The organism is Pseudomonas sp. 25 R 14 (assembly GCF_900004755.1).
Classification (GTDB): domain Bacteria; phylum Pseudomonadota; class Gammaproteobacteria; order Pseudomonadales; family Pseudomonadaceae; genus Aquipseudomonas; species Aquipseudomonas brenneri.
The window spans coordinates 127,953-148,873 of the sequence record NZ_CVTS01000069.1 but is presented as its reverse complement, the minus strand read 5'-3'; the positions used below and the strand labels follow the sequence as shown (position 1 = coordinate 148,873).

The 20,921-nt window shown below is 60.0% G+C and carries 21 protein-coding genes and 1 tRNA gene; 6 read left to right on the top strand and 16 right to left on the bottom strand.

Going from position 1 to position 20,921, the window contains the following annotated elements:
• Window positions 1-46: 46 nt before the first annotated feature.
• The 6 genes from hisF to BFQ03_RS28270 form a co-directional block, all read right to left on the bottom strand.
• Entirely contained in the window at window positions 47-817 is a 771-nt protein-coding gene (gene hisF / locus BFQ03_RS28295; RefSeq protein WP_003171107.1) for an imidazole glycerol phosphate synthase subunit HisF, read from the bottom strand.
• A gap of 9 nt (window positions 818-826) precedes the next feature.
• Window positions 827-1,564 carry a 1-(5-phosphoribosyl)-5-[(5-phosphoribosylamino)methylideneamino]imidazole-4-carboxamide isomerase gene (gene hisA / locus BFQ03_RS28290; protein WP_065944513.1) on the bottom strand — a complete coding sequence of 246 codons (738 nt, stop codon included), beginning with the start codon at window positions 1,562-1,564 and terminating at the stop codon, window positions 827-829.
• 39 nt (window positions 1,565-1,603) lie between these two features.
• Window positions 1,604-1,861: a DUF2164 domain-containing protein gene (locus BFQ03_RS28285; protein ID WP_029295898.1), complete on the bottom strand. Its 258-nt coding sequence runs from the start codon at window positions 1,859-1,861 to the stop codon at window positions 1,604-1,606.
• Window positions 1,861-2,499: an imidazole glycerol phosphate synthase subunit HisH gene (gene hisH / locus BFQ03_RS28280; RefSeq protein ID WP_032862291.1), complete on the bottom strand. Its 639-nt coding sequence runs from the start codon at window positions 2,497-2,499 to the stop codon at window positions 1,861-1,863. Before hisH ends, BFQ03_RS28285 begins: the two co-directional genes overlap by 1 nt.
• Window positions 2,499-3,092: an imidazoleglycerol-phosphate dehydratase HisB gene (gene hisB, locus BFQ03_RS28275; protein ID WP_003218037.1), complete on the bottom strand. Its 594-nt coding sequence runs from the start codon at window positions 3,090-3,092 to the stop codon at window positions 2,499-2,501. The genes hisH and hisB overlap by 1 nt, the downstream gene beginning before the upstream one ends.
• 238 nt (window positions 3,093-3,330) lie before the next feature.
• Window positions 3,331-4,992, bottom strand: a complete 1,662-nt coding sequence (locus tag BFQ03_RS28270; RefSeq protein WP_032862292.1) for an OFA family MFS transporter — start codon at window positions 4,990-4,992, stop codon at window positions 3,331-3,333.
• 296 nt (window positions 4,993-5,288) lie between these two features.
• Here BFQ03_RS28270 and BFQ03_RS28265 point away from each other — a divergent pair, with 296 nt between their 5' ends.
• The 5 genes from BFQ03_RS28265 to BFQ03_RS28245 all read left to right on the top strand — a co-directional run bounded on the left by BFQ03_RS28265 (window position 5,289) and on the right by BFQ03_RS28245 (window position 9,744).
• A complete protein-coding gene (locus tag BFQ03_RS28265; protein ID WP_065944512.1) occupies window positions 5,289-7,508 on the top strand; it encodes an AsmA family protein in 2,220 nt (739 codons plus the stop codon).
• Complete coding sequence (mutY, locus tag BFQ03_RS28260) at window positions 7,505-8,572, top strand: A/G-specific adenine glycosylase (RefSeq protein WP_032862295.1); 1,068 nt, start codon at window positions 7,505-7,507, stop codon at window positions 8,570-8,572. The genes BFQ03_RS28265 and mutY overlap by 4 nt, the downstream gene beginning before the upstream one ends.
• Window positions 8,569-8,841, top strand: coding sequence for an oxidative damage protection protein (locus BFQ03_RS28255; RefSeq protein WP_032862296.1), 273 nt, complete (start codon window positions 8,569-8,571; stop codon window positions 8,839-8,841). Before mutY ends, BFQ03_RS28255 begins: the two co-directional genes overlap by 4 nt.
• 103 nt (window positions 8,842-8,944) lie before the next feature.
• Window positions 8,945-9,020: transfer RNA gene (locus BFQ03_RS28250), tRNA-Phe, on the top strand.
• Between the two features lie 106 nt (window positions 9,021-9,126).
• On the top strand, window positions 9,127-9,744 hold the full coding sequence (locus tag BFQ03_RS28245; RefSeq protein ID WP_239695298.1) for an NIPSNAP family protein: 618 nt from the start codon (window positions 9,127-9,129) through the stop codon (window positions 9,742-9,744).
• A gap of 11 nt (window positions 9,745-9,755) precedes the next feature.
• Here the strand turns inward: BFQ03_RS28245 and BFQ03_RS28240 are convergent, their stop codons facing one another.
• Window positions 9,756-10,640 (bottom strand): SMP-30/gluconolactonase/LRE family protein, encoded by an 885-nt coding sequence (locus BFQ03_RS28240; RefSeq protein ID WP_065944510.1) that lies wholly within the window; start codon window positions 10,638-10,640, stop codon window positions 9,756-9,758.
• Window positions 10,641-10,642: 2 nt separating this feature from the next.
• Window positions 10,643-11,488: an SDR family NAD(P)-dependent oxidoreductase gene (locus BFQ03_RS28235; RefSeq protein ID WP_065944509.1), complete on the bottom strand. Its 846-nt coding sequence runs from the start codon at window positions 11,486-11,488 to the stop codon at window positions 10,643-10,645.
• Between the two features lie 301 nt (window positions 11,489-11,789).
• On the opposite strand from BFQ03_RS28235, the gene BFQ03_RS28230 reads away from it, so the two are divergent.
• Window positions 11,790-12,728 carry a LysR family transcriptional regulator gene (locus tag BFQ03_RS28230; RefSeq protein ID WP_032862301.1) on the top strand — a complete coding sequence of 313 codons (939 nt, stop codon included), beginning with the start codon at window positions 11,790-11,792 and terminating at the stop codon, window positions 12,726-12,728.
• On the opposite strand, the gene asnB is transcribed toward BFQ03_RS28230, so the two are convergent.
• The 8 genes from asnB to BFQ03_RS30955 are packed head-to-tail and all read right to left on the bottom strand — an operon-like array spanning window position 12,725 to window position 20,676.
• On the bottom strand, window positions 12,725-14,560 hold the full coding sequence (asnB, locus tag BFQ03_RS28225) for an asparagine synthase (glutamine-hydrolyzing) (RefSeq protein ID WP_065944508.1): 1,836 nt from the start codon (window positions 14,558-14,560) through the stop codon (window positions 12,725-12,727). The genes BFQ03_RS28230 and asnB overlap by 4 nt on opposite strands.
• A gap of 12 nt (window positions 14,561-14,572) precedes the next feature.
• The gene (locus BFQ03_RS28220) at window positions 14,573-15,955 is read right to left on the bottom strand and encodes an amidase family protein (protein ID WP_065944507.1); all 1,383 of its coding nucleotides are present in this window, start codon (window positions 15,953-15,955) and stop codon (window positions 14,573-14,575) included.
• 5 nt (window positions 15,956-15,960) lie between these two features.
• On the bottom strand, window positions 15,961-16,926 hold the full coding sequence (locus tag BFQ03_RS28215) for a class I adenylate-forming enzyme family protein (protein WP_065944506.1): 966 nt from the start codon (window positions 16,924-16,926) through the stop codon (window positions 15,961-15,963).
• Window positions 16,927-16,929: 3 nt separating this feature from the next.
• Complete coding sequence (locus BFQ03_RS28210) at window positions 16,930-17,214, bottom strand: acyl carrier protein (RefSeq protein ID WP_239695297.1); 285 nt, start codon at window positions 17,212-17,214, stop codon at window positions 16,930-16,932.
• A gap of 4 nt (window positions 17,215-17,218) precedes the next feature.
• On the bottom strand, window positions 17,219-17,614 hold the full coding sequence (locus tag BFQ03_RS28205) for a hypothetical protein (RefSeq protein WP_139115756.1): 396 nt from the start codon (window positions 17,612-17,614) through the stop codon (window positions 17,219-17,221).
• A 9-nt stretch (window positions 17,615-17,623) separates the two neighbouring features.
• Window positions 17,624-19,363, bottom strand: coding sequence for a prenyltransferase/squalene oxidase repeat-containing protein (locus BFQ03_RS28200; RefSeq protein ID WP_065944505.1), 1,740 nt, complete (start codon window positions 19,361-19,363; stop codon window positions 17,624-17,626).
• The gene (locus tag BFQ03_RS30960) at window positions 19,360-19,929 is read right to left on the bottom strand and encodes a phenylacetate--CoA ligase family protein (protein WP_239695296.1); all 570 of its coding nucleotides are present in this window, start codon (window positions 19,927-19,929) and stop codon (window positions 19,360-19,362) included. The genes BFQ03_RS28200 and BFQ03_RS30960 overlap by 4 nt, the downstream gene beginning before the upstream one ends.
• A gap of 54 nt (window positions 19,930-19,983) precedes the next feature.
• Window positions 19,984-20,676: a hypothetical protein gene (locus tag BFQ03_RS30955; RefSeq protein ID WP_239695295.1), complete on the bottom strand. Its 693-nt coding sequence runs from the start codon at window positions 20,674-20,676 to the stop codon at window positions 19,984-19,986.
• Window positions 20,677-20,921: the final 245 nt, after the last annotated feature.

The following is a 20,921-nucleotide window of genomic DNA, read 5'->3' as shown; positions in this document are numbered from 1 at the left end:
GGCAGGCCCCAGAGTGCCGCGAGCCTGTCATGGTGTCCAGTGACGTTTAGCGTACGACGATTCCGCGCGCCGCCATGTAGGCCTTTGCCTCGGGAACGGTGTACTCGCCAAAGTGGAAAATGCTCGCCGCCAGCACCGCGCTGGCGTGGCCTTCGATAACGCCGTCGGCCAGGTGCTGCAGGTTACCGACACCACCGGAAGCGATCACCGGGATGCCCAGCGCATCGCTGATGGCGCGGGTCACGCCCAGGTCGAAGCCGTTTTTCATGCCGTCCTGGTCCATGCTGGTCAGCAGGATTTCACCAGCGCCCAGGCCTTCCATCTTCATCGCCCACTCCACTGCGTCCAGCCCGGTAGGTTTGCGACCGCCGTGGGTGAAGATCTCCCAGCGCGGGGTTTCGCCCGGCCCGGAAACCTTCTTGGCGTCGATGGCGACGACGATGCATTGCGAGCCAAAGTGCTGCGCGGCTTCGCCGACAAACTCGGGGTTGAACACCGCGGCGGTGTTGATCGAGACCTTGTCCGCACCGGCATTGAGCAGGTTGCGGATGTCTTGCACGGTGCGCACGCCACCACCCACGGTCAGCGGGATAAACACCTGGCTGGCCATGCGCTCGACGGTATGCAGCGTCGTGTCGCGGCCGTCGACGCTGGCAGTGATGTCGAGAAAGGTAATCTCGTCGGCACCCTGCTCATCGTAGCGACGGGCAATTTCCACCGGGTCGCCGGCGTCACGGATGTTCTCGAACTTGACGCCCTTGACCACCCGACCGTTGTCGACGTCCAGGCAAGGGATGATGCGTTTGGCCAGCGCCATGGTCAGTCCTCAGCCGTTGTAGGCATCGCAGTAGGCCTGGGCCTCGGCGACGTCCAGGGTACCTTCATAGATCGCACGGCCGGTGATCGCGCCGATGATCCCTGGAGCCTTGGCGTCCAGCAGCGACTTGATGTCGCCCAGGTTGTGGATACCGCCGGAAGCGATCACCGGGATCTTGGTCGCGGCGGCCAGTGCGGCGGTGAAGGGTACGTTGCAGCCCTGCATCATGCCGTCTTTGGCAATATCGGTATAAACGATGGCGGACACGCCGTCGGCTTCGAACTGCTTGGCCAGGTCGATCACCTGCACGGTGCTGATTTCAGCCCAGCCGTCGGTGGCGACAAAACCATCTTTCGCATCCAGCCCCACGATCACCTTGCCCGGAAACGCGCGGCAGGCCTCGGCGACGAAGGCCGGGTCTTTCACGGCCTTGGTGCCGATGATCACGTAGCTCACGCCCGCCTTGACGTAGTGCTCGATGGTTTCCAGGGAACGGATGCCACCGCCGATCTGGATCGGCAGGTTCGGGTAGCGCTTGGCGATGGCCGTAACCACTTCGCCATTGACCGGCTGGCCTTCGAAAGCGCCGTTCAAGTCCACCAGATGCAGGCGGCGGCAGCCACTCTCCACCCACTTGGCAGCCATGCTCACCGGGTCATCGGAGAACACCGTGGAATCTTCCATGCGGCCCTGGCGCAGGCGTACGCAAGCGCCGTCCTTGAGATCGATAGCGGGGATAATCAGCATCTGGCAAACCTTATTCGATATTCAGCATTGCTTGAAAAATCAGGGTTTCTCAAGCGCCCACAGGTCGCTTTCGATGCTCTCGAACCTTTCTTTAAGGTGCGTCTGCACATCGAAAATCGCCCTGTTGTAATAGTGCGGAGCAATTTCAGTGGTAAACAGTTCGAGGATCTCAGCCACCTCGAACGACCCGAGCCTGAGCTCGAAGCGGTCTTCCATGAAACGCTTGATCTTGTCGGTCGCCTCACTCTCCTGCTGGGGAGTGAGATTGAGGATCGGCGGCTTGATCTTCTTGGCCATTACCAGCGCCCGTTCCAGCTGGCGAAGTTCTGCAGCAATTGCAGGCCATGGGTATGGCTCTTCTCCGGATGGAACTGCACGGCAAAGCGCGAGCCTTCGGCCAGCGCCGCGGCGAAATCGACGCCGTAGTGCCCGCCACCCACCACCTGGCGCGGGTTACCGGCGGCGATGTAGTAGCTGTGCACGAAGTAGAAACGCGCCATGTCCGGGATGTCATGCCACAGCGGGTGATCGACGGTGCGGCGCACTTCGTTCCAGCCCATGTGTGGGACTTTCAGGTGCTCGCCGTCTTCGTGCAGGTCCTTGCCGAAGAACTTCACGTCCCCCGGGAACAGCCCGATGCAGTCGACGCCGCCGTTTTCTTCACTGCGATCGAGCAAGGCTTGCATGCCCACGCAGATCCCGAGGAACGGCCGGTCCTGGCTGACTTCGCGCACCAGGCTGTCAAAGCCCAGGCGGCGAATTTCAGCCATGCAGTCGCGAATCGCGCCCACACCGGGAAACACCACCCGGTCGGCTTCGCGAATCACCTTGGCATCGCTGGTGATCAGCACTTTGCCGGCACCTACATGTTCGAGGGCCTTGGCCACCGAATGCAGGTTGCCCATGCCATAGTCGATAACCGCGACCGTCTGCATTACAGAACGCCCTTGGTCGAAGGCATTTGCCCTGCCATGCGGTCATCGAGCTCCACGGCCATGCGCAGGGCGCGGCCGAAAGCCTTGAACACAGTTTCGATCTGGTGGTGGGTGTTGGTGCCACGCAGGTTGTCGATATGCAGGCTGACCAGCGCATGGTTGACGAAGCCCTGGAAAAACTCCTGGAACAGGTCCACATCGAAGCCGCCCACGGTGGCGCGGGTGTACGGCACGTGCATCTGCAGGCCTGGGCGGCCGGAGAAGTCGATGACCACCCGCGACAGCGCCTCATCCAGCGGGACATAGGCGTGGCCATAACGGCGGATGCCTTTTTTGTCGCCGATGGCCTTGGCAAACGCCTGGCCGAGGGTGATACCGACATCCTCCACGGTGTGGTGGTCGTCGATATGCAGGTCGCCCTTGCTGACGATATCCAGGTCGATCAGCCCATGACGGGCGATTTGATCCAGCATGTGCTCAAGAAAAGGGACACCGATATCAAATCGGGCCTTTCCGGTGCCATCCAGGTTGATCGAGGCTTTGATCTGGGTTTCCAGAGTGTCGCGCTCGACGGACGCCTTACGTTCGGCCATCACCAACTCCGCAAAATCATTGGGCGAAAAAGGTGGCCATTATAGGGGCTGCGGGCGCTAAACAGAAACATCGGAGGGGATAAGACTGACCGCGTGTCGGGGATAGACATGTCAGTACAAGTGTGGGAGCTGGCTTGCCTGCGATGCAGACGCCTGAGTACTACAGATACACCGAGCTGGTTCTATCGCGGGCAAGCCCGGCTCCCACAGGAACCGGGCCCACATGCCTACAGCGGTGTTAGTGGAACAACACTGCCGTCTTCTGCAAGGTCACCCACACGCCCCACGCCAGCGGAATACCCACCACCAGCCACGCGGCAATGGCCAATGGCACGGTGCCGGAAGCGGCTTTCCACTCCAGGGACGTGCTGGCATCAGCACCCTTGTCATGGCCCAGCGCCTGTTCGGCCGCCAGCTCAGCGTCGGTCATGAAGTACTTGTCGGCCACCGGACGCACCAGCAGGTTGCAGATAAAGCCCAGCACCAGCAGGCCGGCGAGGATGTACAAGGTGATGTCATAGGCTGCGGCGCGTTCGACGCCGATGCTCAACTGATATTCACGCAAGTAGTTCACCAACACCGGGCCCAGCACGCCAGCCGCAGCCCAGGCGGTGAGCAGGCGACCATGGATCGCGCCGACCATTTGCGTACCGAACAGGTCCGCCAGGTAGGCCGGCACGGTCGCGAAACCGCCGCCGTACATCGACAGGATGATGCAGAACGCCGCCACGAACAGCGAGACGTTGCCCAGGTGGCCGAGGTTCGGGATCAACGCATACAGGGCAAAGCCCAGGGCGAAGAACACGAAGTAGGTATTTTTACGGCCCAGGTAATCGGAAAACGACGCCCAGAAGAACCGCCCGCCAATGTTGAACAGGCTCAACAGGCCAGTGAAACCCGCCGCGATGGCCGCGATGGAGGCCAGTTGCCCGGCATCCAGTTGGCCAAATGGCACATCGACACCCAGCAACTTGCCGCCAAACACTTCCTGCAACAACGGCGACGCCATGCCGAGAATGCCGATACCGGCCGACACGTTCAGGCACAACACCAGCCACACCAGGCGAAATTGCGGGGTTTTCCAGGCCACGTTCACATGGACGTGACGGTGGGTGATCATCGCGTTGCTGGCTTTTTTCGCCGGCGCGGTCCAGCCCTCAGGCTTCCAGCCGGTCGGCGGCACGCGGTAGGACAAGGCGCCACCGATCATGAACACGAAGTAGATCGCGGCCATGACCAAAAAGCTCTGCCATACGCCCACGCCGGTCGGCGAAGCGAAGTGGCCCATCAGTGCCGCTGCAAGGGGGGCGCCGACCATCGCACCACCACCAAAGCCCATGATCGCCATGCCCGTGGCCATGCCGCGCTTGTCCGGGAACCACTTGATCAGGGTCGAGACCGGCGAGATATAGCCCAGGCCCAGGCCGATACCGCCAATCACCCCAGAGCCGAGCCACATCAGCCAGATCTGGTGGGTATAAATCCCCAGCGCCGAGATCAGCAGGCCACCACACCAGCACAAGGCCGACACAACGCCCGCCTTGCGCGGCCCGGCATGTTCCAGCCAGCCGCCCCAGATCGCCGCCGAGCAGCCCAGGAAGATAAAGAACAGAGTGTAGATCCAGCCCAGCATGGAGATCGGCCAGTCGCAGGACGACGAGAAAATCTGCGCGATAAAGCTCATGTCCGGTGCGCAAGCGACCGGCGCGGTGACGCCCAGCGCCTTGGACAGCGGCAGCCAGAACACCGAGAAACCGTAGGCCATGCCGATGCACAAGTGGATGGCCAGGGCGGCCGGCGGAACCAGCCAGCGGTTGAACCCGGGCTTGGCGATGATGCGCTCCTTGGACAGGAACGCAGGCTGCGCGGCGGTAGATCCGGCCGCAGTGCTAGTGCTCATTGGTGTTTCCCCCAGTTATTAGTCTGTGTTCGCCAGGCGCTCTCCTCCTCGGCCTTTGCACGCGAGGCGTGGCCGTTCTGTTGAGTAAAGCTCCCTGTAAGCGCGACGTTTAGTCGCAGAAGGCGGGCGAACGCGCAGAGATTAGCATTTGCCGGTGACAGAAAAACCAAACTGACACTACCTTTTTCGGCTCATCTGTTTTGTTTGACACGATGTAACGATGCGTAAACAGCCACCGGCCTCGCGGCGTTATACTCAGCGGCTAAATTTTAAAATCGACATACAAGGACTCGCCCATGAAAGCGTTCGGCAAAATCCTGGGTCTGGTACTTCTCGGGCTGTTGCTGATCATTGTGGCCCTGGGCTTTGCCCTGACCCACCTCTTCGATCCCAACGACTATAAAGACGAGATTCGCCAGATTGCCCGCGACAAGGCCCACATCGAGCTGACGCTCAATGGCGATATCGGCTGGAGCCTGTTCCCGTGGCTGGGCCTGGAGCTGCATGAAGCCAGCGTGGCCACCCTGAGCAATCCTGCCCAACCATTCGCCGACCTGCAGATGCTTGGCCTGTCGGTACGCGTGCTGCCATTGCTGCGCCGCGAAGTGCAGATGAGCGATGTGCGCGTCGAGGGCCTGAACCTGCGCCTGACCCGTGACAAGCAAGGCCATGGCAACTGGGAAGATATCGGCAAGGCGCCGGCCGTTGCGGCCACAGGCACCGCCGAGGTGCCCGCGACGCCAGCACCAACCACGGCGCCAGCGCCGGAGAAAGCGGCCCAGCCGATCCGCCTGGATATCGACAGCCTGACGGTCAACAACGCGCGTATCGAGTACAACGACGAGCAGACCGGCAAGCAATTCAGCGCCGAAAGCATCCAACTGAGCACCGGTGCCGTGCATGAAGGCGCGAGCATTCCGGTCAAGCTCACCGCGTTCTTCGGCAGCAACCAGCCGGTCATGCGGGTCAAGAGCGAACTCAACGGCGAGCTGCGCTTTGACCGCGCCCTCAAGCGCTATCAGTTCGAAGACATGAAAATTGCCGGCGAAGCCACGGGCGAGCCGCTGCAAGGCAAGACCGTGACGTTTGCCACCCAGGGCCAGTTGCTGGTGGACCTGTCGGCGAACATTGCCGAGTGGACCAGCCTCAAGCTCTCGCTCAACCAACTGCGGGCGCTGGGCGAACTGAAGGTCAACGACCTGGATAAAACCCCACAGGTCAGCGGCGCCCTGTCGATTGCCCAGTTTGACCTGGCCAAGTTCCTCGACAGCGTCGGCCAGCCACTGCCGGCCATGGCCCCCGGCAGCCTGAGCAAGGTCGAACTGGTCAGCCGCCTGCAAGGCACGCCTTCGAGCATCGCGCTGGAAGACCTGAACCTGAAACTCGACGGCAGTACCTTTACCGGGCGCCTGGCCGTTGAAGACTTTGCCAAGCAATCCCTGCGCGTCCAGCTCAAGGCCGACACGTTCAACGCCGATAACTACCTGCCGACCAAGTCCGAGGCGGCCAACAGCGCCGCCGTCGCACGCCAGGCCGAAGTGCAGAGCAGCGAAGCCGGGGCCATGGCCGCCGGTGGTACCACACCGCTGCCGGACGCACCGACCAAAGGCGCCTGGAGCACCGACAAACTGCTGCCACTGGCACGCCTGCGCACGCTGGATGTGATTGCCGACCTGTCCTTCGGCCAACTGACCCTCGGCCAGTTACCCATCGAGAACGCCACCCTCAAAGCCTCCGGCCAGGGTGGTCAGCTCAAGCTCGACACCTTGAGCGGTGGCCTCTACAACGGCACGTTCCAGGCCAACGGCAACCTTGACGCCCGCGAAGATGTGCCCGTACTGGCACTGCAGACCAAAATCAAGCAAGTGCCGGTCGAACGCATCCTCCAGGCCCAGGGCAAAACCCCACCAGTCAAGGGCCAACTCACCCTAGATAGCAACCTGACGGGACGCGGCAATAGCCAGAAGGCGCTGATCGACAGCCTCAACGGCAGTGCCAGCTTTGTGATCAACAATGGCGTGCTGCTCAACGCCAACATTGAACAACAGCTGTGTACCGGCATCGCCCTGCTCAATCGCAAGACCCTGGCCAGCGAGCCGCGCGGCAAGGACACACCATTCCAGGAGCTCAAGGGCAACCTGACCTTGCGTAACGGCGTCGCCAGCAACCCGGACCTGAAAGTGCGGATCCCCGGCCTGACCGTCAACGGCAATGGCGACATCGACCTGCGCGTGCTGGGCATGGACTACCGCGTAGGCATCATCGTCGAAGGCGACAAGCGCGACATGCCGGACCCGGCCTGCCAGGTAGGCTCGAACTTCCGCGGCATCGAAGTCCCGCTGCGCTGCCGTGGCCCGCTGGAGCTGGGCGCCAAGGCCTGCCGCCTGGACAAGGACGGCCTGGGCCAGGTGGCGGCCAAGATGGCGGGCAACAAGCTCAGCGAGAAGATTGAAGAGAAGCTCGACAAGGTCAATCCCAAGCTCAAAGACGCCCTCAAAGGTTTGTTCAACCGATGAGGAACGAGCAATTTTCAGCGGCCGTACTGGAGTGGTACGACCAGCACGGTCGCCATGACCTGCCCTGGCAGCAGGGCATCACCCCCTATCGGGTGTGGGTCTCGGAAATCATGCTGCAACAGACCCAGGTCAGCACCGTACTCAATTACTTCGACCGTTTCATGGCCTCGCTGCCAACAGTCGAAGCCCTGGCGGCCGCACCGGAAGATGAAGTGCTGCACCTGTGGACCGGGCTGGGCTACTACACCCGCGCACGCAACCTGCAGAAGACCGCAAAGATCGTCGTCGCCGAGCACGGCGGCGAGTTTCCCCGCGACGTCGAGAAGCTCACCGAACTGCCCGGTATCGGCCTGTCCACCGCTGGCGCCATCGCCAGCCTGAGCATGGGCCTGCGCGCGCCGATCCTCGACGGCAACGTCAAGCGCGTGCTGGCGCGCTTTACCGCCCAGGAAGGCTATCCGGGCGAGCCCAAGGTCGCCAAGCAGCTGTGGGCCACCGCAGAGCGCTTTACCCCGCACGATCGCGTCAACGCCTACACCCAGGCGATGATGGACATGGGCGCCACCCTCTGCACCCGTAGCAAGCCCAGCTGCCTGCTGTGCCCGCTGGAAAAGGGCTGTGAAGCGCACATGCTGGGCCTGGAGACCCGCTACCCGATCCCCAAGCCACGCAAGACCATCCCGCAAAAGCGCACGCTGATGCCCTTGCTGGCCAACCATGAGGGCGCGATCCTGCTTTACCGTCGCCCGTCTACGGGCCTGTGGGGCGGGCTGTGGAGCTTGCCGGAACTGGACGACCTGAATGACCTGGAACACCTGGCCAACCAGCACTCACTGGCGCTGGGCAAGCAGCAGGCGCTGCCTGGGCTGGTCCACACCTTCAGCCATTTCCAGTTAGCTATCGAACCCTGGCTGGTCCGGGTCGAGGAATCGGCCCATCACGTGGCCGAGGCCGACTGGCTCTGGTATAACCTCGCCACCCCGCCGCGCCTGGGCCTTGCCGCCCCGGTAAAAAAACTGCTGAAGCGCGCGGCCGATGTATTGAACGCAGGAGTTTCGTCATGACCCGCACCATCATGTGCCGCAAATACCACAAAGAACTGCCTGCCCTGGAGCGCGCCCCGTTCCCAGGTGCCAAGGGTCAGGACATTTTCGACCATGTCTCCGCCCAGGCCTGGGCCGACTGGCAGAAGCACCAGACCCTGCTGATCAACGAAAAACGCCTGAACATGATGAACGCCGAAGATCGCAAATATCTTCAAGGCGAGATGGACAAGTACTTTTCCGGCGAGGATTACGCCAAGGCTGACGGCTACGTGCCGCCTGCTCAATAATTGATCAAAAACCGGGGTCGGCACGTAAGCGACGGTAATAATTAAATATTTTTTGAAAACTTGCTTGACGACCCCCTGAAAAACCCGTTTAATGCGCCCCGTTGCCCAGATAGCTCAGTCGGTAGAGCAGGGGATTGAAAATCCCCGTGTCGGCGGTTCGATTCCGTCTCTGGGCACCACCTTTCGTTTTCAGGTGATGCCAAGCACACCTGAAAGCACCCAAAAAACCCGCCTAGTGCGGGTTTTTTGCTTTCTACGGTTCACAACCGTTTCCTTGTAAGCCCAGTGAATGACGATCGATTTGCGCATCCATTGAGACCTGCCGCGTCTCAAACGGTCAGGCAAAAAATATTATACAAAGCCTTCCCGCTCCCCAAATATCCATGCATCGCCCGCATCAGCGGCCCCTCCCTCATTCTTGCGGCAGGATCAATCATGGCGGGACTTAAAACCACGCTATTGGCTTTCCACCTCATGACATTCGCAGGCCTGTTCATGCCCTCACTGACTGCCCACGCCAGCCCGGTGGAAACAACCGTGCCGGCCAAGAAACAAGACGCCGTCTATCAATTGCGTGTCTACGAGATTTTCGAGACCAACAAAGCCGCATTTCATGAGCGATTCCGCGATCACGCCATGCGGATCATGACTCGCTATGGGTTCGACATCATTGCCTTGTGGGAAACCAAGACCGACCAGCGCACCGAATTTGTCTATCTGATCAAGTGGCCGGATGCCAACGTGATGCGCCAGGGATGGGAAAAATTAATGGCCGACCAGGAATGGTCGGCCATCAAGGCAAAAAGCGCCGCAGAGCACGGCGCGATGGTGGGGGAGATTCAAGAGAAGGTCATGACACTGACCGATTACTCACTGATTCCTACAGGCCTGCCACGCCCTTGATGCCACTGGGCTCACAGTTCTTTGAAACGGTGGCGAGGAACACCGGGGACAGGCAACCGGATACTGTAAATATTTCCCGCTTCCGGGAAGTCCGCCTGCTCGGCGGCCGACATGCCGAACTTGGCGGTGGTAATGAACAAGGTACGCATGTCCGGCCCGCCAAAGCAGCAACTTGTGGGGCGCGGTACTGGCACTGGCAAGGTCTGGGTCAAGACGCCGTTACGGTCGTACCTGAGCAGGCAGCCGCCGTTGAACTGGCAGACCCAAAGGCCGCCTTCCGTGTCCAGCGCAAGGCCGTCCGGGCGGCCCAGTTCGGTAGGTGTCTGGGCAAACACTGCCACTTGTTCCAGGTAACTGCCGTTGGCCGGGTAACGGGCGCGGTAAATGGTACAGGCCACTGAGTCGACAAAAAAAAGCTCGGTGCCGTCGATCGACCAGGCCAGGCCGTTGGGCAGACTGATGTGATCCAGCATCACCGAGGCATTCAAGCCGGCATCGTAGCGATAGAGCTTGCCGGTGCTTCGACTGTGCCCTTCATCCATCAAGCCGGTGACAAAACGCCCTTGGGGGTCGCAAGCACCATCGTTGAAACGATAGGACGAGAGGGTGATGGCCAGTTTGGAGTTATGGATAACCCGCAGGCTGGTGCGGTCGAGGATAGCAACCCCGGCATTCTGGGCAAAAATCAGATTGCCCTTCTGGGTCAACGCCAACGCACCGATCCGCGAAGGCGACTCATACAGTCGCGTGAGGTTGGCCTGTTGATCCAGGGCATTGATCTGCCCGCCACTGATATCCACGAATAACAAACTGTTTTGGGCTTCGTCCCAGACCGGGCTTTCGCCCAGGTCGGCCTGGCACGATGCAAAAAGACGTAGCTCTTCCTGAGCAGACATTTTCAGCACTCCTTGATGTGGTCCCACTGTTGAGCAACTTGCTCGGCGCTGGCTGCGCTGATCCGGGCGAGATCGACGGGATAGTCGACACCCGGGTTCTCGGCAAACCGTGTGGCCGTAAATTGGCCATTGCTGGCGCGCAGGATATAGCCGGTGTCCTGGCATTGCTGCGACGCCAAGAAGATCACGCCAGGGGCTACCCATTCGGGCTTGAGGTTTTCCGGCTCGCCCTTCACGCCCCACATACGGGTCTTGGCCACCGGCGATACCGCATTGACCAGGATGCCCGCCTCTGCACCTTCCATACTCAGTGCATTCATAATACCCAGTTGCGCCATTTTACCTGCGGCATACGCCGTCAGGCCGGGTTGTGCATATTGCTGGTACATCGCCCGATCCGATGAAGTCAGCACCACCCGCGCAGCAGCAGATTTTTTGAGGTGTTTCCAGGCATGCTTGCATAACCACACAGGCGTATAGATATTGATATCCACCGCTCGCCCAATGAAAGTTGCATCCGCATCTTCAATAGATTGATAACCCACCCAACCGGCGTTGTGAATCAGGATATCGAGTTGCCCAAACGCCTTGATGGCCGTCTCTACCAACTGCTGGCAACCCTGCTCCGTGGAAAGGTCGCCATGGTGGCCAACCACGCTAAACCCCTTGGACTGAAGCGTTCGCGCAGCGTCCATGGCAATCGAGGCATCGGTCCCCGCACCCAGGTTATCCGAGCCAACATCACTGATCACCACATTGGCGCCCAATTTCGCCAACTCTTGGGCATAAATAAAACCCAACCCTCGGCCAGCGCCCGTTACAACCGCTGTTTTACCTGTAAAGTTCATTGGTTCTTCCTCTTGATTATCACCTCACCTTAACAATGAATATCTGGCTTGTTTAATACTAACGACGGCGCAAATTGATACTTACCCTATATCAAGTTAACGTTTAACTCTTGTGAAGCATTAAAGAATATTCACCTGTCTCCCCCCATCCATGAACTTCCCCATGGCATTTAGGCCTGCTGAATGGGCTTGTAAAATCCGGATCCAAAATATCAAATAACGGTATTTAACACTCAATCGAGCGTCCAATAGCCGGTAACATTGCCCTCCCCTGATCAATTCAAATGAAGGAACAGAAGAAATGATCGAAACCCGCCTGCTGCGCCAATTCATCGCCGTGGCTGAAGAGCTGCATTTTCACAAGGCCGCTATTCGCCTGCACATGGCCCAGCCACCCTTGAGCCAGGCCATCAATCGCCTGGAAGACAAACTGGGGTTTAGCCTGTTCACCCGCAACAAGCGCGGAGTAAAACTGACCCCTGCCGGCGGTGCTTTCCTGAATGCGGCCTACAGCACCCTCAAGGAGTTGGAGCTGGGTATCGAACACGCGCGCCAGGTGTCCGAAGGCATCGCGGGCAAACTGACCGTAACCGCCGTATCGATCGCCTACTACGAGTCGCTGCTCAGTACCCTGCGCCAGTTCCGAGAAACCTTTCCCAAGGTCCAACTGATCATCAAGGAGATGCCGTCCTCCAGCCAGGCCAAGGCAATCCTTTCGGGGGAAGCGGATATCGCGTTCATGCGCAAGTTGCCAATCTCGGCGGAAAACGTCGAGTCGCGCCTGCTGCTGGATGAAGAGATCGTGATGGCAATGCCCACTCATCATCCCAAGGCGCGGGATGGCCAGATCGACCTGAGGGATTTCGCCGGGGAAGACTTCGTGTTCACCCCGGAAGCCCTGGGCACCGGCTATCACAGTCAGCTCATTGCCTTGTGTGAAGCCGCCGGTTTTTATCCCAAGGTGGTCCAGGAGGCCGCGCAGATCCATACCTTGATCGGTCTCGTGGCCTGTGGCTTCGGCGTGGCCCTGGTACCCGAGTCGATTGCCAACTCGATCATGCGCGACAAGGTGTTGTTTCGCCGGATCTACCCAGTCACCGCGTCCCCCAACCCGGCAATCGGCCTCTACATGACGTGGAACACCCACAACGAATCACCCTTGATGGACAGTTTCATATCCATGCTCGATTTCGGCGCCGCCCCCCAGGTTGAAAAGACACTGGCCACCCAGCTCAGTTAAAGCGCCAGCTTGTAATCCTTCAGCCACGCCGCAAGGGACAGGGCCGTTTCCAGATTATTGCGCTTGAGTTGAGAGTTGAAATAACTCACCGGCTGCTCAAGCTCGCGACGCAGGTGAGTGCGATCAATAATCTGGAACACCGGGTTATCCGCTTGCTGCAATAGCGCCCGGGTCTGACCACGCAGGAACTGCTCATAAGCGAGGTTGGCTGACGTCGGATACGGGCTCTTTTTGCGCTGCAGTACGGCAGCCGGTACCAGGTCGGCGCAGGCTTGCTTGAGCAACCACTTCTCCACGCCGTCCTTGCCCTTGATGCTCCACGGCACGTTGTAGACGTAATGAACCAGCTCATGGTCGGTAAAGGGCACCCGCACTTCGAGGCTGGCGTACATGCTCAAGCGATCCTTGCGATCCAGCAGGATCGGCAGCCAGCGATGCAAATGCATGTGGCAGACCTCACGCATCTTGCGCTCCTCAAGACTGTCGCCACTCAGGTGTTCGACACTGTCCACCGCCTGGCCATAACTGGCGCGCTGGTACTCGGTAAAATCACAGAGTTTGTTGAAGTCCGGGTTGATCATTTCGCTCTGCAACAGCTGCATGCGCGACAGCCAGGGAAAGCGCTGGGCTTCCAGGGCCTGAGGATCGCGAAACCAGGCATAACCGCCAAACACCTCATCCGCCGCCTCACCGGAAATGGCTACGGTGGAATGCTCGCCAATGGCCTTGAACAACAAGTGCAGCGAGGTATCCACATCGCCGAAGGTCTGGGCCGAATCATTGGCCCTGAACACCGATTGCCGCGCGGCCTCATCCACCAGTTCCTGGTTGTCGATCAGGATCGTCTGGTGATGGCTGCCGATGGCTTCGGCCGCCGCCAGGGCGAAGGGTTGGTCGCGATCCGGACGGAACGTATCAGCGCGGAACTGCTCGGCCTGGCCGACAAAGTCCACGGAAAACGAGTTAACCACTCGCCCGTGCTCTGCCTGCAATTTCTTTTGGGCCATGGCAGTGAGAATGGTCGAGTCCAGGCCACCGGAAAGCAGCGTACACACCGGCACGTCAGCATACAGTTGCTCACCCAACGCCTTCTCCAGCAAAGCGCGGGTCTTCTCCACCGTTTGCGCCTCGCTGTCGGTGTGTTCGCAACGCTCCAGCGACCAATAACGCTGCACCAACGGCGCCCGCCCGGCCAGCAATTGCAAGCGATGGCCCGCAGGCAACTCACGAATGCCCTTGAATGGGGTCTGCGCGGTAGCCTTGGACAGGGACAATGCATCCACCAGGCCCACGACGTCCAGCGAGCGCTGGAACTGCGGGTGGGCGAGGATGGCCTTGGGCTCCGAGGCGAACAACAGGCCCGAGTCCAGCGAGGCATAGAACAGCGGCTTGACCCCCAGGCGATCGCGCAGCAGCAGGAAACGTCCGTGGCGCTCATCGAAAATGGCAAAGGCGAACATGCCGTTGAGGTGATCCACGCAGTGCTCGCCCCACTCCAGATAGGCGTGCAGTACCACTTCCGTGTCGCTCTGGGTATTGAACTGATGCCCGGCCTTGCGCAAGGACTCGCGCAATTGGACATAGTTGTACACCTCACCGGTGTACACCAGCGCCATCGTGGCGCCACCCGCCGTGGTAAACGTCATCGGCTGCGCGCCGCCGCTCAAGTCAATGATCGCCAGGCGCCGATGCCCCAGCAAGGCATGCTGGCCCTGCCAGATACCTTCGGCATCCGGGCCGCGTCGGGCGAGGCTGGCGGTCATCTCGCGCACCACCGGCAGCTGGTCTGTCAGGACTCTCGAAAAATCGACCCAACCAGTAATTCCACACATATCAGATGATCCTTATCGTTCGGTTGAAGCAGCAGGTAACGGACCGCGTAACGCTTCAAGCCGTTTGGCCAGGTCAATCAATTGCAGCTCGCTGTCGCGGCGCCCCATGATCTGTAAGGCAAGGGGTGCCTTGCCGTCGGCACTGAGGATGATCGGCAAGGTGATGGCCGGCAGGCCGCTGAAACTGGCCAACGGGGTGAAGCCGATTTTTTGCCCGTAGTCCGGGTCGGTCGGGCACGGAATGGTCGAATCCCCCGGCTGTGGGTTGCGGATATCGAAAGGCCGGCAAGGGTCGATGGGGAACACCACGAAATCCACCGCGGCGTCCTCGAAGCAGCCTTCGATCCCAGCCCGTACCGAGTGCATACGCTCGATTATCTGCAGGTGCTCGCTGTCTGTAACACCGGCGCCAACGTCAAGAGCCGCCTGGGTCGACCAATGCAGTTCGGTATCGAATACATCACGCCAGACCTTCGAAGCCAGCCATGCGTCCCGGGCACACAACTGCCAGGCGGCACCGCGGCAGTCCCACAGTTCAGGCAACTGCATGGCGACTTGAGGCATGTTCAGGTCGGCCAGCAGGCTTTTGGCCTGCTTCATCATGTCGAGCATCGCGGTGCTGGTGACGCCCTCGTCGATGTGGCTCAACACGCCAATCCGGTAGGTGTCCGCCAGCGGTCTCTGCTGGCCCAGGTGTTGCTCCAGGCCGAGCCTGGGCATCAGGAAATCCAGGTCATCGGCGGTGCGGGTGACCCAGCCCAGCGCATCCATGGAGGGTGATAGCGGAAATACGCCGTCCAGATTGGAAGCCTTGTGGGTCATGCGCAGCCCGACCATGCCGCAATGGGCCGCGGGCCAACGCACGGAGCCGAGCACATCGGTGCCCAAGGAGATATCGCACAAGTGGGCGGCCACCGAGACCGCCGAACCGGTGCTGGAGCCCGACGGGTCAATGGAGGGGTACAACGGATTACGGGCACCACAGCCAAAGCCGATATTGAGTTCGGTGGTCGCGACCTTGAACAGGGTGCGCACCTCGGGATGCAAACCACACAGGGCGCTGGCCGAAACTTCGGGGTAGTGGCGATAGCTGCGCAGCCCCAGGCGCGTCGGCATGCCCGCCACGTCGACCGTATCCTTGACCCCCAGGCGGAACATTGCACTGTCGTCGATCACACTCGACACCAGGCAACGGTATTGGTTGTCGGCCCAGCCGGCCCAGTGGTTGTACTGTCGGGCCCACTGTTGTTGTAGTTGGGGCTGTTCCTGCAGCAAGCGATGGCGTTGGCGTAACGGCAACTTGAGAAAGTCCGGCATGGCCTCGGCTTGCTCACCACTACTCGCGTGGCCGGACAGGTAAGCGGTAATGCTCTGCTCTGCAATACGGGTGTTCATAACACTCAATTCCCTGTTTGCTGGATAGCCCAAGCCTGCGGCTTGCCGCTGGCCGACAACGGCAAATACTCGACGCGCCGGATCTGCACCGGCTTGGGAAAATGGACGCCCAGGCGTTCGATAGCCAAGGTAATGCTCGCCTCACTGAGGGTCGGCGAGCTGAACAGCACTTCATAGGCCTCGCCGCGCAACTCATCGCGCAGGGGCACACAGGTGAGGTGCTGGCACTGGGTCGCGGCACCCAGTTCGGCGCGCAGGACGCCCAGGTCCTGGCGCACGCCATTGATTTTTATCAGTTGGCTGGCGCGGCCCAACCACTGGAACTGCTCGCGCTCCCCGGCCAGGATCCAGTCATCGCTCTGGTGGGTCAGCGCCGCCACCCGATTCCCAGCGGCCCTGGCGATCCGCAGGCTGTGGACCTTGAGGCGCGACTCGACGCCAATCGGGCTGAGCAATGAAACATCCTCGAATACCGTCCAGGGCATGCTCGCCTCGGCGATGGGGCGATGGGCAATGGCACCGGTCTCGGTCGAACCGAGGATCTCGACAAAACGCACATTGCCCCCGGCAAAACGATTGACCACCTCGTACGCCTTGGACGGTAACGTCGAGGCGCTATGCAGTACCAACACCGGCACCTGCGGGGCCAGGCGCTTGAGTAAAGAGGGGAGCAATGTCCAGGTGCTGGCAATACACAGGATGACCGTAGGCCCCGTGACTTGCAGGTCCGGCAGCACCAGTTTTTCCAGGGAGCACCGTTGCAGCCGCGCCTTGGTCACGTCGGCCCCCACCTGCCCCAGAATCATGCCGTAGCTGTGTTCAGTGGGCGCAAACGACAAGATATCGGTAACGCCCGGAGCCCATGCCCCCAGGATCATCCGCGCCTCCTGCTCCATTTGCCACCGGGTGCGGACCCACTGGCGCGGCGCGCTGGTGGACCCCGAGGTGCTGAAAACGTGTTCCAGGCTCATCGCTTACATAGCCTGCAAGGTAACGTTATCTTCCAGGCGTTCTTTGACAAACTGCTCCATCTTTTCCAGGGTCTCGAACCAGTAGCGGACGTCATCGCCCACATAGTCCACCTCGATCCCGAAGCGCTCTTCAATGGTGGTCACCACTTCTACGGCCATCAGGCTGTCAAAGCGCTCGCCGATAAAGTCACGAAAGCTCTGGTCAACGCCGATGGCGCGGACTTCAGGCCCAAGCAAGGTCTCTAGTGCTGAACGAATATCTTCTTTTACAGAGTTGGAGTTGATCATGTTATTAACCCTTTATGGCTGCGTTATTCAGAGCTTCGCCTGTGGAATAGAAAACACTTTCAGGGAAAACATCTTCGTACTGCAGGTAGAAAAATACATCGGCAAACTGGGCATTAAAAAAATTGAACAGTTGCGTGGCGAAATCCTTGCGAAAAAACTGATCGCGGCTGGCCGCGATTGATGCACGAATAAAGAACACACGACTCTTCTTCGAGTCGCCATGATTAATCGGCATCGAAAGACCGGCGCTGAATACACTGTCTTCATCCAGCGCACTAAAAATCACCATACAGTGAGCGGGGTCAAGTCCATGGCCTTTGAGTTCACGGGCAACTTTCAAGGCGATTTTTTTCTTTTCACTTATTCCAAGAAAACCGGAACGAATATTGATCGTCGGCACAACAGCCTCTCAAGACAAATATAAGTGGGGAAGTACATCCAGGCGCCCCTGGAACCATTGCCTTAATAAACTTCCCAGGCACGTAGAGAGCGCGTCTTGCCCCTCGCGATACATCGGTGACCAGGCGTATCCGCTGGCAGTCTCAACCTTCTCCAAGAAATACAACACGTGGGCGCGGTCCACCTCCAGATCAAAGGCACTGGAGGCAGCCATGGCTTCGTAAGTGCTCAGCAGGTCCGGAATGCGGTTGCCGATATTGGCAAAACCACCCTGCTTGACCTTGTGCCGCAGGAGCAGAGCCTGCATCGCGCCCCCGTTGCCGTGCCCCAGGTACCGGAGGCACTTGAGCGCCTGGATACTGGAGCGAAGCGTTGGCGTGCCGTCAGGAAAGTTTCCGTAGGTCGGCGGCTCCTGGGTGATGGCGCACCGCCGGATAAAGTGCTCCAACTGAGCGCAGTCGACACCGTTATTGCTACCCAACATGGCCATGATCGACACGGCTGAGGCCGTCGAAACCATGTCCGAGCCGCGCCCCTCCCAGAAGCCGAAACCGCCATCAGGGTTCTGGATCCGGCCCAGCCAGGCGAGCACAGCCTGTCGGCCTTGCACAGCATCACGCAACGCTCCGGCAGCCAAGGCCCAGGCGGTGCAGCGCACTTCCGCGCCCCGGCCCGGCATGTACATCACTCCGGCTTCGTTGGGCAGTTGGCATCCCTCGATCCAACGCACCGCCGAGTCGCGGTCCTGGGGGGCGAGAGTTCCGCCCAACACGGTGGCCGCTGTGGTCAACACGTCAGCCGCCGCGCTTTTTTCACGGTAGGTGTAGCCGCCATTGTCGACATAAAGGTGCTGGATAAACTGGCTGACACCCTGGGCCAGCCCGCTGACATCCTGACCCAGGGCCTTGAGCGACCCCACCGCACAAAACACCGCCCACACGTCTTCACAATCGTAGCCTTGCCAACGCACGAAACCGCCGCCTGGGCCACGCAACGAATCAATCCATGCCACGCAACGGGCACTGTGCAGCGGGCTGGTACCCAGTGCTGCCAGGGTCGCGGTCGTGCGATAGGTCGCCCACAGGCAAGGCGTATCCGCCGCTTCACTGAAGCGGAAACCGCCGCATTCAAGCTGCTGGGCCTGCATCCACTGGACCAGTCGGTCCATGTCCCATGTCGGTACCCACGCGCCTTGCTGGCTAAGGGCTTTCCAAGCCATCACCCCATAAAAACAGGCGCGCACGTCGGCTTTGTTGCGCCGGGCAAACGCCGGAGACCAACTGAGACCGCCGCTTTCACATTGCAGCCCGCTGAGCCAATCGAGCAGCTCCGCCGGCTCTTTTACTTCGCCATGACAGACATTGATCAAGGTGCGCACGGCATAGTGGGTAGCCCACACGTCTGCGCCCTGGCCCGCGCACATGGCATAGGCGTGGCCGTCCCAAAGGCTGTCCAGCCAGGACTCGGTCTTTTGCGTCCCCCGCTCCTGCGCGCCAAGGTCGTTGAGGGTTTCTGTGCAGTAAAAAGTCGCCCAGGCATCTGAAGGCATGCCTTTGCTCCAGGCATAGCCACCATCGCGGTTCAGCCGGGACTCGATGTAGCGGCAGATCTGCGGCCGGTCGACGCTTTGCAACTGGTCGACCCAGGCCAGGCTGCGAATAGCGGCATAGGTGCACCACAAATCCGGCTGGCCGCTGACCACCGCGTTCCCCGCGGGAAAACGTGGTGCGATCTGGCTCAAAGCATTCATTGCTGGCCACCGACAAAACGCAGGTTGGTTTTTTTCCAGCTCTTCTGCGAGGCCCCGCTTTTGCTGACCGCCGCCAGGTTGTTGACGAACAGAATCTTGTCCCAGTCCAGCTTGATCCGCTCCTGGGAACACTCGCGCAACGCGTCGGCGAGCCCCGCCTCCAAGTCGTTGTCCCAGACAACGTCGCGTTCCAGGATCAGACTGGCACGATCCGTCTGGCGGTCCACCTCGATCAGGTAGCCGGTGGCGTTGCTGTTGCCATAGACGATTTCTTCGATCTTGCGGATTTCAAGATCTACCCCGGACACTATTACCGCGTCCGAATCGCGACCGTTGACCATCATCGTCGGCCCCGGCAACCCCGGCGCGCACTGGGACGTGATGGTCACGCTGTCGCCAGTGTCCAGGCGCAGCAGGGGACGGGCGTACAGATTCAGCGGGGTGACCACCAAGCGCCCGGTGGCGCCATCACTCAGGGGCACGATCTGGCCATTGGCTGTCACCAGCTCGAAATAGTTGGTGGCCGTGGTCAAGCGCTGGACCTTGCCCTGGGTGACCGCGGCCAAGGTACCGGTTTCGGTGCTGCCATAGCTGGCGTCGTGGATATCACAGGCCCACCACTAAGCCAGCTTTTCCCGGAACGGCCGGGTGTTGACCTCGCCCAGCAACATGATCACCTTGATGGACTCGCTGACGCGTTCGAGCATCTGCCGCTGCTTCAGGTAGCGGGTCAATTGCACCAATACCCCCGGGGCGATAAAGATCACTGTCGGGCGGTAGGTCTCGAACATTTTGCACAGGCGCTCCCAGTCGGTGATACCGGTAGTAAAGGGATAGGCCCGAACGTGGGAAACATCGAGGTATTCGCAAACATTGGCGATCAAGTCGCCGACTGGGACGATATCCGAAGGCATCAGATTGGCCACCCGCGAGCCGGGCTCGATGACATGGCGCCAGTGGAAGGCTACCGAAACGGCGTTCCAGATGATGTCTTCTTTCAGCCGTGGGCTGGGGGTGGGCTCGCCGGTGGTACCCGTGGTCGCGTAATACTTGGCGGCCTGGCCGTAATCGACGGTGCAGAACGCGCGCGGAGAGCCCTTCAGGCTGGCCTTGGGCGTCAACTCCAAGGCCTGGAACCCGGCAAAACTGTACTCACCCAGGGACCGGTAGAACTCGCTGTGGCAGGCACGCGCCCACACGGCTTGAAGTTTGTGCTCATAGAAAGTGGCGTCGGGGATCAACTCCCCATGACGCAGGATTTCGCGTTCGGCGCCCTGCAAAATCCCATAGTAATGATCGTTGTGAACTAACATTAACCCGCCCTCTTTCTTTAAACAGCGAGAATTGGCGAGTCGACGGACAAAGTAAAATACTTTCGCGGTCTGTTTGTAAGAGCCTGCAGATATCAGAGAGAAAGCCCAACTACTTGTTGGCGACCTGGCGGTATCTGTTAGTCGCATCGTCGCGGGCCCGCCAATACGCTAATCACCTGCACAATACAATCAACCTAAAAAACAGCTCATCGAACGTGAATCAATTTTTCATCAATAATTCATTA

Bases quoted from the DNA above. Each gene is read 5' to 3' on its own strand.
- BFQ03_RS28200 (WP_065944505.1), bottom strand. From the start codon at position 19,363: ATGAATGCTTTGAGCCAGATCGCACCACGTTTTCCCGCGGGGAACGCG.
- BFQ03_RS28255 (WP_032862296.1), top strand. From the start codon at position 8,569: ATGACCCGCACCATCATGTGCCGCAAATACCACAAAGAACTGCCTGCC.
- BFQ03_RS28240 (WP_065944510.1), bottom strand. From the start codon at position 10,640: ATGTCTGCTCAGGAAGAGCTACGTCTTTTTGCATCGTGCCAGGCCGAC.
- BFQ03_RS28285 (WP_029295898.1), bottom strand. From the start codon at position 1,861: ATGGCCAAGAAGATCAAGCCGCCGATCCTCAATCTCACTCCCCAGCAG.
- BFQ03_RS28265 (WP_065944512.1), top strand. From the start codon at position 5,289: ATGAAAGCGTTCGGCAAAATCCTGGGTCTGGTACTTCTCGGGCTGTTG.
- BFQ03_RS28235 (WP_065944509.1), bottom strand. From the start codon at position 11,488: ATGAACTTTACAGGTAAAACAGCGGTTGTAACGGGCGCTGGCCGAGGG.
- asnB (WP_065944508.1), bottom strand. From the start codon at position 14,560: ATGTGTGGAATTACTGGTTGGGTCGATTTTTCGAGAGTCCTGACAGAC.
- hisA (WP_065944513.1), bottom strand. From the start codon at position 1,564: ATGCTGATTATCCCCGCTATCGATCTCAAGGACGGCGCTTGCGTACGC.
- hisF (WP_003171107.1), bottom strand. From the start codon at position 817: ATGGCGCTGGCCAAACGCATCATCCCTTGCCTGGACGTCGACAACGGT.
- BFQ03_RS28210 (WP_239695297.1), bottom strand. From the start codon at position 17,214: ATGATCAACTCCAACTCTGTAAAAGAAGATATTCGTTCAGCACTAGAG.
- mutY (WP_032862295.1), top strand. From the start codon at position 7,505: ATGAGGAACGAGCAATTTTCAGCGGCCGTACTGGAGTGGTACGACCAG.
- BFQ03_RS28215 (WP_065944506.1), bottom strand. From the start codon at position 16,926: ATGAGCCTGGAACACGTTTTCAGCACCTCGGGGTCCACCAGCGCGCCG.
- BFQ03_RS28220 (WP_065944507.1), bottom strand. From the start codon at position 15,955: ATGAACACCCGTATTGCAGAGCAGAGCATTACCGCTTACCTGTCCGGC.
- BFQ03_RS30955 (WP_239695295.1), bottom strand. From the start codon at position 20,676: ATGTTAGTTCACAACGATCATTACTATGGGATTTTGCAGGGCGCCGAA.
- hisH (WP_032862291.1), bottom strand. From the start codon at position 2,499: ATGCAGACGGTCGCGGTTATCGACTATGGCATGGGCAACCTGCATTCG.
- BFQ03_RS28270 (WP_032862292.1), bottom strand. From the start codon at position 4,992: ATGAGCACTAGCACTGCGGCCGGATCTACCGCCGCGCAGCCTGCGTTC.
- hisB (WP_003218037.1), bottom strand. From the start codon at position 3,092: ATGGCCGAACGTAAGGCGTCCGTCGAGCGCGACACTCTGGAAACCCAG.
- BFQ03_RS28230 (WP_032862301.1), top strand. From the start codon at position 11,790: ATGATCGAAACCCGCCTGCTGCGCCAATTCATCGCCGTGGCTGAAGAG.